We start from the raw sequence: 16759 nt of genomic DNA, 5'->3' as shown, positions 1-16759 counted from the left end.
TACACTTTTTTATTAATCGCTTCCACCCTCTATATGAAAGGACTATGCTACTTTAGACACCTCCTTAAGCTCTTTATATCAACTGTTGTATGGAGTTACCTACGCATGTATATTAATTAATGCACAACCGGTTGCGCAAAAAAATTATTAAAACATACCCGAGGTGACATTCCAGATGTACAAACCATCCAAACGATTATCCCGCTTAATCGCTACAGCAGCGATGGCAGCAACTATCGTATCTGCACAGGCTCCAAATGTGCTCGCTGTAACTCAACCCCACCCAGATGAAGAATTGAATCAAGACGCTGTCAAGCAGCAGCTGCAGGTGAAAGGTGTAGAGCAAGTTGAAAATGGTGTAAAACTTGAGCTTACTACAAATAAAACAGCATTCATCCGTCTTTTCTCTGAAGACATGGCAAAGGTATCTATCCTGAAGGAAGGCGAAGAGGAGAACTATTTCTCTGAAGCTGTAGTCAAGAAGGATTGGGACACACCTGATTTCGATTTCTCTGAAGAAGGCAATGTAATTACCCTTGCAACAGAAGAGATTACTATTAAAATCAAGAAAGAACCATTCGGTATTAAATTCATGGACAAAGAAGGAAATGTGATTAACGAAGATTACATGAAGAATGGTTCTGGCTATGATGGCGAGAAGCCGTATGTATATAAGAAAACAACAAAAGATGAGGCATTCTACGGTTTCGGAGAGCAGGCTGGATTGAATTTAAACCAGCGTGGCGAAAGCATTGGCATGTTCAACACAGACGCATATGCATATCAACCAGATACTAAATACTTATACACAGCTATTCCATTTTTCATGGGACTGAAAAATGATAAAGCCTACGGTATTTTCTTTGATAATACAAACCGTTCCTATTTCGAAATGGCAACAGAAAGTGACGATTACTACCACTTTTACGCAGACGATGGTTCATTAAATTATTATTTCATGTATGGCCCTGACATCCAGGATGTTCTCGATCGATACACAGAGCTGACTGGTAAAATGGAGAAGCCAGCAAAATGGACTCTAGGACTTCACCAGTCAAAATGGGAATACTCCGCTGAAGACATCGAACGTGTAGCAGAAACGTACCGTGAGAAAGAAATTCCTGTAGATACGATGCACTTTGATATCGACTATATGAAGGATTATCGTGTATTTACGTGGAATGACAAATACGGCAATGAAGAGCTTCATTCCAACCTGGATAATATGAATTTCCATAAGATCACCATTAATGATCCAGCCGTGAAGAAAGATCCAGGCTACCATATGTATGATGAAGGCACCGAAAATGATTATTGGGCAAAAAATCCAGATGGCTCTAACTTTGTCGGCGAAGTATGGCCTGGCGATTCCATGTTCCCTGACTTCTCCCAAGAGGAGGTTCGTGAATGGTGGACCGGCAAGCATGATATCCTTTTTGATAAAGGAATTGACGGGGTTTGGAATGATATGAACGAACCAGCTGTATTTGACGGTCCATATCACACAATGCCGCTTGATGTAACCTTTGGTACAGGTGAGGACAAGCGCTCTCACGCAGAATACCACAACCTATATGGCCACGATGAAGCAAAGGCTACGTATGACGCATGGGAGGAATACAAGCCAAACACACGTCCTTTCGTATTAACTCGTGATATGTTCGCAGGCTCTCAACGCTACGCTGCACTATGGACAGGCGATAACGTAAGTGAATGGGATCACCTGCAAATGTCTCTTCCTATGAATGCAAATATCGGTCTATCCGGCGTACCTTTTGTCGGAAATGATATCGGTGGCTTCGCAGGACGTCCAGATGCAGAAATGTTCGCTCGCTGGATTGAAGTTGGAGCATTCTTGCCATTTTCTCGTATTCACTATGATAGCGACAGCAAATCAGAAGTGAAGCAAGGTCAAGAGCCTTGGTCCTTCGGAGAAGAAGTGGAAGGAATTAGTAAGAAGTATATTGAAATGCGCTATCAGCTAATGCCTTACCTTTACAACGCCTTTATTGATGCTTCTGAAAACGGCACCCCTGTTCAACAGCCGTTAGTGTATCAATTCCAAGAGGATGAAAAGACATACAACGTGAGTGACCAGTTCATGTTTGGCGAATCTCTGATGATTGCACCAGTCGTGAAGCAAGGTCAAACAGAACGTGATGTGTACCTCCCAGAAGGAGAAACGTGGGTTGACTACTGGACAGGTAAAGAGTTCAAGGGTGGACAAACAATCCATACAAAAGCTGAACTGGATCATCTCCCTATTTATATGAAGAAGGATTCTATTGTACCGACCCGTGAGGTACAGCAGTACACTGGCGAGAAGCCATTGGAAAACCTAGTGTTAGACACCTACCTGAAGGAAGAAGCAAGCTATTCCTTTTATGAAGACGATGGGGCAACCTTGGATTACAAAGATGGCGAATACAATAAAACAGACTTCCATGTCGAGCGTAAGGGCAAACACATTGAATTTACGAGCGAAGTAGAAGCTGATGATTATGACTCCGATATCCAGTCTTACACATTGAAGCTAAACGGCGAAAAAGCGCCACGTAAAGTCCAAGCAGCCGCTAAAAAGTATAAGCAGGTAACTTCTGTAGAAGAAGTTAAATCAACTCAAGAAACATACTTCTACGATGAAGCGAACGAAACACTTTACGTGAACGTTCCAGTAGAAGAAAAACACAAAGTGAAAGTGAAATTCGCTGGCGGTTATGGTCATGATGAGGATGACCGTGATGAAGACAATGATGATCGCGACGAGCAGGACGATCGCGAAGACGAGAAAGAGGATCGTGAGGACGAAGAGCAGGATCGTGAAGAGGAAGAGGACGATCGTGACGAAGAATCTGATGAAGACGAAAGCTCTGATGAACAACAAAGCGGTTCTTCAGATGAAGACAACGAATCCTCCGATAAAGAGCAGGACGGTAAGGATTCTGACAAGGACGAAGAATCCGACGAGCAAGAGAACAATGATTCAACGAATCAAAACAATGGCAACAAGGAAGAAGACGATCATAAGGAAGAGAACGATGATCGCGACGAAGATAAGGAAGAAAAAGAAGATCAAGATGCTTCTTCAGATGACAACAAGGAAGATGGGCAGCACAAGGATAAATTTACAGAAGGAAAGGATCGCGGGGATCGTTTTATGATGTTCCGTTCCCGTATCCAGAATTTCTTTGTTAATTTTACCGCTAAATCTGAAGGTACGACATTTAATATCTTTAACTTTTTCAAATAAATAGTGCACGATATGTGTATCCTGCCTCTTATCATGAGGGGCAGGATTTTTTTATGAACACTTCTCCCCTTTCCGCTTGTACCGGGTACTGATTGTTTGTGGTAAAATAGGTTCATACCTGTATGTAAATGCATCGGATGAATAGCTATCAAGGAGGATCCTCAATGAATAAACGATGGCTGCTGCCAGCTATTTTTTTGGGCATATTGATTTTGCTCATCATACCCGCTCGCTTCCTATGGTCTGAAGATGAATCATTTGAAGCCCCCAACGAAAAAAATCCAGTCGGCCAGGATATTAATGTAACATCCATATCGAAGGATAAATCACGATATAGCCCCGAATCTACTGTGGCATTTGAAGCATCCTTTTCGGAGAAGCCGGAGCATAGTATGGATGTGAAAATCGTCTACTACCATCAGGATGAAATTGTCCATGAGAAAATTGTTCAGGCATCTGAACAGACGATTCAATGGAAATGGAAGACTCCGAAGGAAGATTACAAAGGCTACTATGTAGAGGTCGTACCTTTGCATAACACAAGCGGCGGGCAAACGATTGCTTTAGACGTTTCCTCTTCCTGGGACAAGTTTCCACGATACGGATTTCTCTCTGACTTTTCCAATAAGGAGGAGAAGAAGCTACAAACTGTAATCGACACCCTCAATCGTTATCATATAAATGGCTTGCAATTTTACGATTGGCAGGATGAACACCACCTTCCCCTGAAAACGAAGGATGGAGAGCCGCGTCAAAACTGGGCTAACATAGCAGGAGAGCCTGTATCTTTCTCCACAATTGAGTCCTACATTGATTTAGCTCACCAGCATAATATGCAAGCTATGTCTTACAACCTATTATATGGGACACTGGAGGATGCAGAGGAGGACGGCGTTCGCGAAGAATGGTCGCTGTACACAGATGAAAAGCAGCAGGAGCGAGATCGCCATGACCTTCCTGATGATTGGAAAAGTGATATCTTTCTAGCCAATCCAGCTAATAAAGATTGGCAGGATTATCTCTTGTCCAGACAACAAACCGTATTTAACCAGCTCTCCTTTGACGGCTGGCACATTGATCAGCTAGGAGAACGTGGAGAGGTGTATGATGTGGAAGGAAACAAGGTCGATTTAGCTGGAGCATTTGATGACTTTTTACAGAAGTCTGAGCAAGCCTTCCCAGATAAATCGCTAGTCATGAATGCCGTAAATCAGTATGGACAAAAGGAGATTACCTCCTCCTCTATTCCGTTTACGTATTCGGAACTATGGGATCCAATTCAAACGTATCAAGATATGAAAGATGTGTTAGTGGAAAATCAAGAACTGACCGATTATGAGAAGAGCACTGTGCTTGCAGCTTACATGAATTACGATAAATCGAATAAAGAAGGCAGCTTTAATCCCGCCAGCATCCTCTATACGGACGCATTGATATTCGCCCACGGCGGTGCCCATATTGAGCTGGGCGAGCACATGCTGTCAAAGGAATACTTTCCGCATAACAAGCTGGAAATGCCAAATAAATTGAAGGAAGACGTTACAAGCTACTATGACTTTATGGTCGCTTATGAAAACGTGCTTCGGGACGAAGTGAAACCGACTGATCTGCAAATTACTACTCCAGAATGGGTACAGTTAAGTCAGGAGCCTGAAGAAGGCAAGCTCTATACGTTTGCTAAGGAGAAGGAAGGACAGAAGATTGTCCACGTTCTTAACTACTTTAACGCTACCCACATGAACTGGCGTGATACGTCGGGCACACAGCATCAACCGGCAATGAAGCAAGAGCTAAACCTTTCCATTAAAGAAGATAAAAAGGTAAAGAAGGTATGGGTCGCTTCTCCAGACTGGAACAATGGACTGCCATCCCAGCTCGATTTCAACCAGGAAAACGGCAGCGTATCCATCACCCTGCCAAAGATTCAATACTGGGACATGATAGTAATGGAATATTAATAAAAGCAGGATGCCCTTGATAGGCATCCTGCTTTTAGATTGTCGAGAACGTTTAATAATGCATGAAAATGGAGATTCGCTCATATTTTCTGATATTCGCTCATAAATTTTAAAATCCGCCCATATTTTCTGAAATTCGCTCATAAATGTTAAAATCCGCCCATAAATGCTGCCGCCAAATGGTTGAGGGCCATTAGAGCACGGATTTTCGCACGATAATATACTGCATCCAGAAAAACATACGCACTGAAGGCAGGATGCCACATTCTCGGCATCCTGCTTTTGTTATATATCGTGTATGTCTAAAGGCTCTGGTTCGTGTATGGTGGGAACACTTTCTCCATACAATCCTTCTTGAATTTCCACTGGCTCTGTTAACGATTCTAATCCGAGCTTCGCTTGAAGAGCTAGCACTTCGCTGACAGAAAGGTTCGTATCCACCCTCTGCTGTATGTCTACTGCTAACTGCTGAAGAGATAGCAGCGTGGAGAAGGACAATTGACTAACATCCTGAAAAATAGACCCAACATTCACCTCTGAAACATCACCAGCGCTCGTTAGCTGCTCTCCAGCCAATTGCTGCAATGCTGGTATATCGAGAGCCTCTTTCGTAATAGCCTCAAGCTCCCCTTGATCGACCCGTATATAGTATGGAATCGATAGGTTCATCTGCTGCTCTAATTGCTGTACGACTGATTCAGTATCCTCCGAAATCTCTTCTTCCTGCTTGGATACATATAAGGTATGACTCCCTTTATCAAACGTAAGCAAAGTCAGCAAGGAAGCAGAGGGCTGATCCTCCATAACCACTAGGGAGAGAATGTCTTCATCCGGAGAGGCTTCGCTTGGCGCAGGTGCCTCTTCCAAATCAAGTGGACTCCGCTTAGGATTATTATGATCATGCGTTAAATCAGGCTGAACTTCCTCTTTTGTGTCTAGCTTCTCTGGTGTCTCTTCTCCAGGGTTCAACGTCCAAAAATCCTCATTCCACACAAGCCCTATAATAAAAATTAATACCGCCAGACTAAACAAGGAGCGTCCTACACGTGGTCTCATTACCATCGACCCTTTTCCGTTTTTACCTCCATCCTTGCCAAATGGAGCGGAAATATACATCCGGCAGAGCATAAGAGCAGTATACTGATTTTTTTATGAGCGAGTAAGCAATGTAGGCCGTGTCCTGGATTTTAAGAGCTATTATACAATTTAATGAGCGTTTTTGTGCTTTTTAAGAGCAACTATACAATTTTATGAGCGCATGCCAGACTTTCATCTGGAAGCGCTCGCCAGCCCTTCCTTCCGTTACAAAGCGTCTTCGTCCGTAATGACTGTCAAATTGGGATGATCCTTTAAGGCACTGGCTGGGAAGTCTTCTGAAATGCCACCATGTAGTAGACGGTGCAGTGCATCTCGTTTACGCTCACCTGAGATCAGCAGCATAATTTCCCGTGCTTTTAGTATCGTTTGGATGCCCATCGTTATTGCGTGTGTCGGTACCGCTTCAATGGAATCGAAGAAGCGGGCGTTGGCCTCTCTCGTAGATTCAGCCAGCTCCACGACGTGGGTGCGGCTCCCGAAGGAAGTACCTGGCTCGTTAAAGCCGATATGACCATTTTCGCCGATGCCTAGCAATTGCAAATCGATACCGCCATGTCCGTGAATATGTGTGTCATACCGATCGCATTCTGTATCCAAATCCTCAGCCAGCCCGTTTGGGATATGGGTATTCTCTAGCGGTATGTTTATATGCTGAAATAAGTGCTCCTGCATGTAGGCGTGATAGCTGTTTGGATTGTCTTTACTCAATCCAACGTACTCATCGAGGTTATAGGTAGTGATGTGTTCATAGGAGGTGCCTTGCTTCTGAAAATCCTCGACAAGATACTCATAGGTTGCCTCTGGAGTTCCGCCGGTTGCCAGACCCAGGGTCGTAGATGGGTTCTTGCGAATTCGCTCTAGCATTAGCTCTGCTGCTTTTTGATTCATCTCGTCCTTGTTTTTCGTTACATAAATTTTCATCAGGCTTCCTCCCTCTGATACGCTATCTCGCCAGCGATAATTGTCATATACACTTCATTCTGCTCATCCAACACCACTAGGTCGGCGTCTTTTCCAATCGCGATAGACCCTTTCTCGTTCTCTATGCCAAGCTCCTTGGCTGGATTAGTCGAGGCCATCTGTATGACGTCCCACATCGTACAGCCGGTGTACTCCATAACATTGTGAAGCGCCTGCGATAGGGTTAGAATGCTACCCGCTAATGTACCGTCGGCAAGTCTTGCTGCATTTCCCTCGACAAATACCTCCTGGCCGCCGAGCTCATATTTTCCTTCCGGCATGCATTGGGCACGCATAGCATCCGTTATTAATATAAGCCGTTCTGCCCCTATATGCCGGAAGGACAATTGAACCATCGGAGGACTGACATGCATTCCGTCCGTAATGAGCTCTGTCCTGATAGCCTCATTTAAAAATACAGCACCAGCTACGCCAGGCTCACGGTGATGAAGTCCTCGCATTTGATTAAACAGGTGCGTAGCGTGGGAAATTCCTTTTTCTACCGCTTCATTTACCTCATCAAACGTTGCATCGGAATGGCCAATGGATGCTACCACGCCCGTTTCCTGTAAATGCGTCGTCAATTGGTAATCTTCATCCTCCTCTGGTGCCAGTGTGACAAGACGAATTGCTCCGTTTGCTAGCTGCTGCCAGCGCTGGAATAGCTGTACTGAACCAGGCTGTATATGCTCCGTTGGCTGCGCACCTGCCCTTTTTGGAGAAATAAACGGTCCTTCCAAATGAATACCTAGTACAGCCGCACCTCCTTCAGACTGCTGCTGATAGGAAGCCACATTTGCTAATGCTGCTTCAATCTGCTCTTTCGATTGCGTTATAGTAGTAGCTAAAAATCCAGTCGTGCCCCGCTCCGCAAGACGCCTAGCTATCGTTGCCAGTGCATCAGGAGTAGCATCCATCGTATCCGCGCCCCCTGCACCGTGAATATGGAGATCCAAAAAGCCTGGCAAGACCTGATATCCATCCGGTAAAACAATGGCATCTTCTCCATGCTCTCCCGTTTCAAAGGATACAATTTTTCCATTCTTCATTCGCAAGGCATGCTTTGTTCCATCCTCAGCATAAATAATTCCGTTTGTAAGCAGCATGAGCCGCACCTCTTTCCTTATTTTTCGTTCGCATATGCTAATTGGGCTGCTCCGATGACACCTGCTTTTCCACCAAGTGTCGCTTGTTCTATATGAACAGATTGTCCTTCATATAAATAGGAAGCTACCTTTCTTTTTAACGGCTCGAGTACGACGTCATTTGCTTTCATAACACCACCGCCAAGGATGAAAACATCTGGGTCCACTGTCATGGCTATATTGGCGATTCCGATAGCGACATAATCAATGGCCTCCTCAATAATATTAATCGCAGTAAAGTTTCCTTCTTTTGCTTTTGTAAAAACAGCTTCTGCTCCGCCATCTATCCCGAGACGCTCTTTTCCAATCTGACCAATTGCTGTACCGCTTGCTAATCCTTCCAATGACCCTCGGTTGAGATGAGCATACGGTCTTCCGCCTGGCTGGACAATCATGTTTCCAATTTCACCTGTGTAGCCAGCGTGCCCTGTGACGACGTTCCCATTGAGGACATAGCCTCCGCCTATACCAGTACTCCAAGTCATATAATAGACACTTTCTTTTCCTGCCCCGGCGCCTTTCCTCGCTTCAGCAAGTGCAGCTACATTCGCATCGTTATCGAGATAAACGGGTAGATTCGTAGAGTGAGAGAGTGTCTCTGTTAACGGCACATCAATCCACCCAGGTAAATTAGGAGGATTTTTGATAACACCTTTAAAAGGGTCAAGTGGGCCTGGAGAGCCTATTCCAACTGCATGAATCGTAGTATATCGCTTTTGAAAAACATTAATTTGCTCTGCTAAATCAGTCATAATGGCATCCTTACCACGCTCTGTTTCGGTGGGAACATTATGCTCATCCATGATCTCCCCATCCTTTGTTACTACAGCAATTCTCATATTAGTACCGCCAAGATCAATTCCGATAACATGACTCATTTCCTGCACCTCTTCCTTAATAGCTTTTGTCTACTACAGCATCGGCTGTCTTCTTTTTCATTGCAATGGCTGCTTCTTTTTCTCTTACTGCCAGTCCGGTGCACAATATATCGATAACATAAAGCTGAGATATTTTTGCACTAATCGAACCACCTTCAAACGGTGATTGTTTTCCACTATTCAGCAGTACATAATCAGCAAGTTTGGTGATGGGAGACCTTGCGTAGTACGTTAGCACAATGATGGTTGCTCCATTTTCCTTAGCAAGCTGCACAGCATCGACTGTGTCCTTGGTACTGCCGCTAAATGATATTCCCACCACCACATCTCCTACTCCAAGGGTTGAGGCTGTCATAGATTGGACGTGAGGATCGGTAATGGCATCGGTCCTAAGACCTGTACGTAAAAAGCGGAGCTTCGCGTCCTGCGCTGTAATGCCCGAAGTGGCTACACCGAAAAAATAAACGTGATTGGCTTTCTGAAGCGCATCAAGACATCTTTCAATGGTATCCTCCTCGATTAGCTGCAGCGTTTCATCCAATGCATTCTTCGCATATTTAGCAATTGAATGAGGAACAGAATTTGAGTCCTCCTCCTCCTTATCTCCTTCCCCGACGGAGGTGCCAGATAAATCCTTAGCTATCGCAAGCTTAAATTCCTGATAGCCTTTATAGCCCATCTTCCTGCAAAATCGAAGTGCTGTCGTTTCCCCTACACCGGATTTATCTGCCAAATCTGTGACAGAACTATATAGAACGCTCTCAATGTCCGATAATACAGTAGAAGCGACTTTTTGTTCTGATTTTGTCAAAGATGGATAATAGCTATGAATCAGGCTCGTTAGTTTCCCAGCTGAAGCGGCATCCATTACATCCCTACTTTCTAATCAAATATCTATTACTAGCATAGCAAAAAAAGAACAAATGGTGAAGTTATTCTCCTGTTTATATAAAAATAAAGGAGCAACACTCCAAAACTGTAAAGGAAGGTACACATTTATGTTATTAAAGCGAATTTCTAAAAATAAAACGTCCACCCCAGGCACCCTATTTCTCTCTCCCATGGACTCATCAGTTGTATTAGAGGTACCTGCTGCTTTAAGTAAGCAAGTAGAGGTTATCGGATTGACAAAGGACACCCTGCAGGTTATTCAAGCATTGCACCCCATAGTAGGAAGCCATATCGAACAAATAACAGAAAACTTCTATGCTAGTATTACCGCCCAGCCTAATTTACTGCACGTGATCGAGCAGCATAGTTCCGTGCAGAAGCTAAAAAAAACACTTCGTATACACATCGAGGAAATGTTCTCAGGAAAAATAGACGATGCATTTATTCAAAAGAGATATCGTATCGCTTATGCCCATGTAAAGGTGGGACTGGAAACTAAGTGGTACATAGCAGCGTTTCAGCATCTGTCGAATTCTTTGCTTTCCACCTTCCATCAGGAAATAGAGCATCCCGAGGATATCGTAAAAGCGATGGATGCTGTTTCTAAATTGTTAAATCTGGAGCAGCAAATTGTACTAGAGGCGTATGAGAAGGAGCATCATCGGATAAGAAGTGAGCAAAAGGAGCATACAATGGAGCTTCAACAGCAATCCAGCTCTATATCAGAGGAGCTTGCTGCTATATCCGAGGAAACTAATGCTTCATTGAAAAATCTCGTTTCTCAGTCTAATACGGTGCTTGATATGGCGCACACCGGCATCCGTCTGTCTAAAAAAACAGAGGAAACGTCTCAAGCGGGTAAAACACAATTGGACAAGCAGAACGAAAACATGAGTAAAATGGAAGGAACGATGAAGGAAATTAGCCTGAACGCGGCTCATTTAAATGATGTTTCGAAGCGAATACATGATGTGATTGATATCGTAAAGAATATTGCTGAGCAGACTAACCTGCTAGCCCTTAATGCATCCATAGAATCTGCCCGAGCTGGTGAGTACGGAAAGGGGTTTGCCGTAGTAGCGAACGAAATTCGCAAGCTATCGGAACAAACAAAGGAATCTACTACAACCGTCTCCGAACTTATTCAAGAGGTAAGCAGCCAAAGCGCAGAGGTTACCAACTCTATCAAAACTATCGGGGAGCTCGTCACCTTTGAACGAGAGAGCCTCCATCATACAGACTCCTACTTCCTTAAAATACTCGAGGATATGAAGGAGACCCATTCTCAAAATAAATCGATTGAGCAAGAAATGAAGCACCTGCTCGATGTTATCGAAGGCATAGAATACGCCTCTAGTGAGGTTGCCAGCTCAGCCGAGAAACTGAATGAAACGACGGATCAGTTTAACTAAAAACTCACAAACTCGAGAAAGTCCCTGGTTCATTCAGAAGACAAGCTCCCAATCTGTTAAGCGGATTGGGAGCTTTTTAGGTCGGGCGCCCATAAATATTAAAATTCGCTCATATTTTGCGATATTCGCCCATAATTTTGAAGATTCGCCTATATTTTTAAAAATTCGCTCATAAAATAAAAAATTCGCCCATAAATACTGTGTGTGCGCTTTTCGCTAGATTAACATCTGTTTCTTAGTCCCCATGCTAGTAACTACACTATCCACCATAATAAAAAAATGCCCGCTCCTCCCCTTGGAAGAACAAGCATTTCATTAGATTGCTTTATATTTATTTTTCGGTCTGCCTTTTTTACCATAATGGGCCTCGATTTCTACTTCTCCCATGTCTACCATGTAGTTTAAGTAACGGTGGACGGTTTGGTAGGAGACAGGAAGCTCCTGTTTTAGCTCATTAATTGTTCTGGCTTCGGTTTGGTGACGAAGATGCGATTTGATTTGGCGTAGTGTATCCTCGTTTATTCCTTTTTCGACAAAGGCGCTTTGATGGTCGTCCTGCAGCTTGGCCATTTTCATATTTAAACGAATACGGGAGATAAGATCTGCTGCTTTAATGGGCTTTTGGGCGAAATCCGTCGCACCTGCGTCGGTGAACTTGGCCACTAGCTCCATTCGATCATCGACAGTAAGGACGATGATCGGAATGGAAGGGTCTCGCTTTCGTATCGCTCTTACTGTTTCTAAACCATCCCATTCCGGCATATGGTAGTCCACCATAACGAGCTCATGTTTGCCTGGATAAAAGGCGGCTGCACCTTCGCGTCCATTTGCATATGCATCTGCTTTCCAGCCGCCAAATTCACATATCTCTGTCACAGTAAATCGTATATCTTCATTATCATCAATGACTAATATCATATACCTTTTCCTCCTCTACCACGGGAATGCTAATGGTTACTCGTGTTGATTGATTGGGTTCGCTATACATTGAGACGGTGCCATCGTGCTGATGGGCTACACTTTTGACAAACGGCAGGCCAATGCCTGACGAATTTTTAGTGCTGAATCCTTCTTCCCAGATGGTCTCCAGATACGCTGCGTCTACGCCTGGTCCGTTGTCCTCCACAATAAACGTAATGGAAGCATTAGACTGCTGCACATGGAACGATAGCTCGCCTCCCTGCTCCTGCATAGAGAGTATAGCGTTTTCCATTACGTTGGAGATTGCTCTGGCAAAGCGAATTTTGTTTACATAGATGGCCGGCAGTCCCTCTTCCACCTGCTTGGAGAAAGTAATTTGCGGATGGTCAAAGGAAACGTGACTGACGACATAATCTACTAGCTCCTCAACATATAACCACCGCTTCGTATCCTCATGTAAAATCTCGGATACCATGTCCTTCATCTTTTCAATGGAGCTTTGGATGCGTTGGAAGTAATCCTGAGATTTCTGATCCTGTATCTTCATGGATAATAGCGAGATGAGTCCCTCCACTGTGACGAGCGGAGATTTTAAGTCATGCACGAGAGAATGTATTTCTTTGTACACGTTCGTCTCGATTAATGCTCCCCGCGTTTCCTTCAGCTCCTCCGTTTGCTGCTGATACTGTTTGGCAATAATCCGCTGCTTACTATATAAGTGCAATAGCGTCGTAATAATAATAGATATAAGAAAGAAAACACCAAATAGAATAGTAGAAAACGTATTAAAGAGCTTATGATCGGTTAAGTACTCATCAGATCGCTTCAAACTAACAGCAAAATCATCGGTTCCAAACCCTAATGTGCTAATGGCCGGGATTAGATTCAACCATTGAACGGAAAAGAGCAGAAAGACTAGAATCAGCAGCAGCATACTGTAAAAATGCTTCTGCTTCGGGATGAAATTCATTAAGAATAATAGGATGGTTAGCAGCAACAAGTGCGTAATATAAGCGTAATGCTCGTGATAGTTCTGATTGTATAAAAAGACACTTCCCAAAACGAGCACAATAAAAATAGCTTGATACGCAAACGAAAATTGACGTGCTAACCCATGGGCAATCAGCATACTGCCTATATAGATAAACATAAAGGTAATCACGTACCAGGTAATATAGGATAAGGATGTCATGACAAGCTGGCCGCTGTCGTTTTGCTCCAGACTTTCCTCTATATGCTGATAAATCCAGGACGACCATTCCATAGAAATGCTAGGAAAAAGGATGCCAAGCAGTATCAAAAATGCTCCAAAAGATAGAAAGAGTATTTTTCCTTCTTGTTTGTTAATGATCATCTCGTGGTCCTCCTATCGGAAAGCGGAGTTAAAAGGGGTTCGCATGTTCGAAAGCTCCTCCACAAGGGTGACGGGTACCTTATGCTGCTTGGCAAGGGACATGAGCTTGTCATTTTGTTCCATTTGACTCAATCCTAACACATACTCCGCATGAGGGAGCGATTCTTTGAGAAATGTCCACGTTAAACTGTCATCCCTGCTAGATCCGCCTATATGGACAATAATTAAAGGAATTCCACTTGCTTCCGCCTCTTCTACTAACTCTCGTACTCTACTTTTTTCTTCCTCCACCGTTCGGTAGGTTTGATGCAAGCCATGTGGGCTATACCCCGTTACCAGAACAATTGTATGATAATCGTACAGGTCACTTGCCAGCGCGCGTGGGCGATAATCCCCTTCTAAATGAAGATCCTTGGCAAGATAAGAAAATACTTTTCCATCTGTCGCCTGACCTGCAGACGTAATCAAAAAGGGCTCCGTTCCAACAGGGGAAGGGAGATTAGGATATGTGTTCCAATTCTCAGACGCCACCTGACTGTGCTGAAAAAAGATATATGCAATACAAACGAGACACAACAACAAGGCCATACTATATTTTTTCAACACATCTCCCTCCAATTCCTCCACATTATACTTTAACACATAAACGCATAAAATGGATAAAGTACATAACTTTATCCATTAGTCTACACTATTCTCTTCTTCTTTGAAATCCCCTTTTTTTATCCAGCACATTATTTAGCATCTCGTTTCTGCTATTTTGCAGCATGGTGACAGCCGCAGAGGGGACGGGGCACAACAATTTTGATAATAGCCCGTACATGTGGAAAATTCGCTCATAAAATTTTAAACAGCTTATAATAGTCGGACATCCACTCATAAATTGTAATCATAGCTCATAAATGCTTGAAGGCTGCTCTCCCAGTTACCCTATTGCTTTCCAGCATTTACTGCTTCAATCTAGGGTCCAGTGCATCTCGTAATCCGTCGCCTAACAGGTTAAAGCCTAATACGACAAACAGGATGGCTAAGCCTGGGAAGGTAATAACCCATGGTGCTGTTTGTAGTGCATCTCGACCGGCGTTCAGCATGGCCCCCCATTCCGGCTTTGGTGCTTGTGCGCCAAGTCCCAGGAAGCTCAAGCCTGCTGCGTCGAGAATGGCCGTACCTACGCTTAAGGTGGTTTGCACAATAAGCGGTGCCATCGTATTCGGTAAGACGTGGCGGAAGAGGATGCGGCTGTTCCTCACGCCGGTAGCACGTGCTGCTTCTACAAACTCCTTCTCCTTCACGGATAGGACGGTGGAGCGTACGATTCTGGCAAAATGGGGAATACCGACAATTCCAACTGCAATCATTGCATTCGTTAGTCCTTTACCCATGATTGCCACCATTGCGATAGCAAGGAGAATACTTGGAAAAGCCATTAGGATATCGATGAAGCGCATGATAATCATATCGGCCCAACGTCCGAAATAGCCGGCTATGCCGCCTAACAGTACTCCGATAACACCCGAAATACCGACGGCGATTACTCCGATTTGAATGGAGATGCGAGCTCCGTACACAATACGGCTGAAAATATCCCGACCGAGCTCATCCGTACCCAGCCAATGCTCCGCAGATGGTTTTTGATAGCGATCGATAACGGAAGCGTCTGAAACAGGATCATACGGCGCAATTAACGGCGCAAAGATAGCAATGATGATTAATAACGTTATAATAATTAAACCGATAAAGGAGGTTTTGCTTTTAATAATCCGAGAAAGAGCATCCTTCCATAAGCTCACTTCCTTGGGAGCAGTCTGGGTAACCTCAGCTTCAGTTTCTTGATTTGCCTGCTGCAATTCTACTGACATACTAGCCCACTCCTTTTTTTAGTCATAGCGAATCCTCGGATCAAATAATTTATACAGTACATCGGTAATTAAATTAATAAAAACAAACATGACAGCAATAACGATAATTGTACTTTGAACAACTGGATAATCTCTTCCTAGTATAGACTGAAGTACATAGCGGCCGACTCCAGGCCAGGAGAAGATGGTTTCCGTTAATACCGCCCCACCAAGTAAGAAGCCGAATTGTAAACCAATAACGGTTAACACAGGCAGAAAGGCATTTTTCAAGGCATGCTGGAAGATGACGAGATAGCTGGCAAGCCCTTTAGCATTAGCTGTCCGAATGTAATCTTGGTTCATTACCTCCAGCATACTGGAGCGTGTCATACGAGCAATAATAGCCATCGGAATAGTCCCAAGTGCTACACCCGGCATAATTAAATGGATAAAGGCATCTTTAAAGGCTGTCCAATTCCATGTTAGAACACTGTCTAATAAATAAAAGTTGGTAATCGTTTGCAGCTCAACCCCGGTCGATAATCTACCAGATGGCGGCAGCCAATTTAAGGTGACCGAAAAGAGCATAATCATCATTAACCCCAGCCAAAATATCGGCATGGAAACCCCAAATAAGGCTCCGGTCATACTTATATTATCAAACCAGGAATACTGCTTCACCGCAGCAACAACTCCAGCGAGTACACCAATTACCGTGGCTATGGTAATAGCAAATAAACTGAGCTCGACCGTTGCCGGCAAACGATTTTTCAGCTCCTCTGAGACAGGATTGTTCGATTTAACTGACTTCCCTAAATCTCCTTGCAGGGTATCTGCGACAAAGCTTCCGTATTGCACAAGGTAAGGGTCATTCAGGCCAAGCTCTTCGCGCAATTGCTCCAGCTGTGCTTCGTTCACCTTATTGCCGAGAATACTGCGGGCCGGATCACCAGGGATCATATGTAAAATGGAAAAGGCAATAATGGAGACGCCTATTAATACTGGGATGACCATTACTAATCGTCGAACAATATATTGAAACACATACACCCCT

The 16759-nt window shown here is 43.9% G+C and carries 13 protein-coding genes; 3 read left to right on the top strand and 10 right to left on the bottom strand.

Annotated elements, in window-relative coordinates; all coding sequences use genetic code 11:
• The first annotated feature begins 175 nt into the window (after nucleotides 1-175).
• Both ACFFGV_RS17470 and ACFFGV_RS17465 read left to right on the top strand, forming a co-directional pair.
• Nucleotides 176-3250 (top strand): glycoside hydrolase family 31 protein, encoded by a 3075-nt coding sequence (locus tag ACFFGV_RS17470; RefSeq protein WP_377350612.1) that lies wholly within the window; start codon nucleotides 176-178, stop codon nucleotides 3248-3250.
• A 164-nt stretch (nucleotides 3251-3414) separates the two neighbouring features.
• Nucleotides 3415-5208 (top strand): glycoside hydrolase family 66 protein, encoded by a 1794-nt coding sequence (locus ACFFGV_RS17465; protein ID WP_377350610.1) that lies wholly within the window; start codon nucleotides 3415-3417, stop codon nucleotides 5206-5208.
• 285 nt (nucleotides 5209-5493) lie between these two features.
• Here ACFFGV_RS17465 and ACFFGV_RS17460 read toward each other — a convergent pair whose 3' ends face one another.
• The 5 genes from ACFFGV_RS17460 to ACFFGV_RS17440 form a co-directional block, all read right to left on the bottom strand.
• Nucleotides 5494-6264, bottom strand: coding sequence for an LCP family protein (locus tag ACFFGV_RS17460; RefSeq protein ID WP_377350608.1), 771 nt, complete (start codon nucleotides 6262-6264; stop codon nucleotides 5494-5496).
• A 246-nt stretch (nucleotides 6265-6510) separates the two neighbouring features.
• A complete protein-coding gene (gene nagB, locus ACFFGV_RS17455; protein WP_377350605.1) occupies nucleotides 6511-7227 on the bottom strand; it encodes a glucosamine-6-phosphate deaminase in 717 nt (238 codons plus the stop codon).
• Nucleotides 7227-8381, bottom strand: coding sequence for an N-acetylglucosamine-6-phosphate deacetylase (gene nagA, locus ACFFGV_RS17450; protein WP_377350602.1), 1155 nt, complete (start codon nucleotides 8379-8381; stop codon nucleotides 7227-7229). The genes nagB and nagA overlap by 1 nt, the downstream gene beginning before the upstream one ends.
• Before the next feature lie 8 nt (nucleotides 8382-8389).
• Nucleotides 8390-9289 (bottom strand): ROK family protein, encoded by a 900-nt coding sequence (locus ACFFGV_RS17445; protein ID WP_377350600.1) that lies wholly within the window; start codon nucleotides 9287-9289, stop codon nucleotides 8390-8392.
• Between the two features lie 16 nt (nucleotides 9290-9305).
• Nucleotides 9306-10157, bottom strand: a complete 852-nt coding sequence (locus ACFFGV_RS17440) for a MurR/RpiR family transcriptional regulator (protein ID WP_377350598.1) — start codon at nucleotides 10155-10157, stop codon at nucleotides 9306-9308.
• A gap of 130 nt (nucleotides 10158-10287) precedes the next feature.
• Here ACFFGV_RS17440 and ACFFGV_RS17435 point away from each other — a divergent pair, with 130 nt between their 5' ends.
• Nucleotides 10288-11592 carry a protoglobin domain-containing protein gene (locus tag ACFFGV_RS17435; protein ID WP_377350596.1) on the top strand — a complete coding sequence of 435 codons (1305 nt, stop codon included), beginning with the start codon at nucleotides 10288-10290 and terminating at the stop codon, nucleotides 11590-11592.
• 315 nt (nucleotides 11593-11907) lie between these two features.
• Here ACFFGV_RS17435 and ACFFGV_RS17430 read toward each other — a convergent pair whose 3' ends face one another.
• From ACFFGV_RS17430 to ACFFGV_RS17410, 5 genes are all read right to left on the bottom strand, one after another.
• Entirely contained in the window at nucleotides 11908-12510 is a 603-nt protein-coding gene (locus ACFFGV_RS17430) for a response regulator (RefSeq protein ID WP_377350594.1), read from the bottom strand.
• Entirely contained in the window at nucleotides 12494-13867 is a 1374-nt protein-coding gene (locus ACFFGV_RS17425; RefSeq protein WP_377350592.1) for a sensor histidine kinase, read from the bottom strand. The genes ACFFGV_RS17430 and ACFFGV_RS17425 overlap by 17 nt, the downstream gene beginning before the upstream one ends.
• A gap of 12 nt (nucleotides 13868-13879) precedes the next feature.
• Nucleotides 13880-14470, bottom strand: coding sequence for a DUF6305 family protein (locus ACFFGV_RS17420; protein ID WP_377350590.1), 591 nt, complete (start codon nucleotides 14468-14470; stop codon nucleotides 13880-13882).
• Nucleotides 14471-14814: 344 nt separating this feature from the next.
• Nucleotides 14815-15726: a nickel transporter permease gene (gene nikC, locus ACFFGV_RS17415; protein ID WP_377350588.1), complete on the bottom strand. Its 912-nt coding sequence runs from the start codon at nucleotides 15724-15726 to the stop codon at nucleotides 14815-14817.
• Between the two features lie 18 nt (nucleotides 15727-15744).
• Nucleotides 15745-16749, bottom strand: coding sequence for an ABC transporter permease (locus tag ACFFGV_RS17410; RefSeq protein WP_377350586.1), 1005 nt, complete (start codon nucleotides 16747-16749; stop codon nucleotides 15745-15747).
• Between the last annotated feature and the right edge of the window lie 10 nt (nucleotides 16750-16759).

Source organism: Pontibacillus salicampi (assembly GCF_042434395.1).
In the GTDB taxonomy this organism is placed as follows: Bacteria; Bacillota; Bacilli; order Bacillales; family BH030062; genus Pontibacillus; species Pontibacillus salicampi.
Note: the sequence above shows the minus strand (reverse complement) of the source record. Positions and strands in the feature narration are given on the sequence as shown.

Excerpts from the sequence above, each read along its gene's own strand:
- ACFFGV_RS17470 (WP_377350612.1), top strand. The coding sequence starts at position 176 with ATGTACAAACCATCCAAACGATTATCCCGCTTAATCGCTACAGCAGCG.
- ACFFGV_RS17465 (WP_377350610.1), top strand. The coding sequence starts at position 3,415 with ATGAATAAACGATGGCTGCTGCCAGCTATTTTTTTGGGCATATTGATT.
- ACFFGV_RS17460 (WP_377350608.1), bottom strand. The coding sequence starts at position 6,264 with ATGAGACCACGTGTAGGACGCTCCTTGTTTAGTCTGGCGGTATTAATT.
- nagB (WP_377350605.1), bottom strand. The coding sequence starts at position 7,227 with ATGAAAATTTATGTAACGAAAAACAAGGACGAGATGAATCAAAAAGCA.
- ACFFGV_RS17445 (WP_377350600.1), bottom strand. The coding sequence starts at position 9,289 with ATGAGTCATGTTATCGGAATTGATCTTGGCGGTACTAATATGAGAATT.
- ACFFGV_RS17440 (WP_377350598.1), bottom strand. The coding sequence starts at position 10,157 with ATGGATGCCGCTTCAGCTGGGAAACTAACGAGCCTGATTCATAGCTAT.
- ACFFGV_RS17435 (WP_377350596.1), top strand. The coding sequence starts at position 10,288 with ATGTTATTAAAGCGAATTTCTAAAAATAAAACGTCCACCCCAGGCACC.
- ACFFGV_RS17430 (WP_377350594.1), bottom strand. The coding sequence starts at position 12,510 with ATGATATTAGTCATTGATGATAATGAAGATATACGATTTACTGTGACA.
- ACFFGV_RS17425 (WP_377350592.1), bottom strand. The coding sequence starts at position 13,867 with ATGATCATTAACAAACAAGAAGGAAAAATACTCTTTCTATCTTTTGGA.
- nikC (WP_377350588.1), bottom strand. The coding sequence starts at position 15,726 with ATGTCAGTAGAATTGCAGCAGGCAAATCAAGAAACTGAAGCTGAGGTT.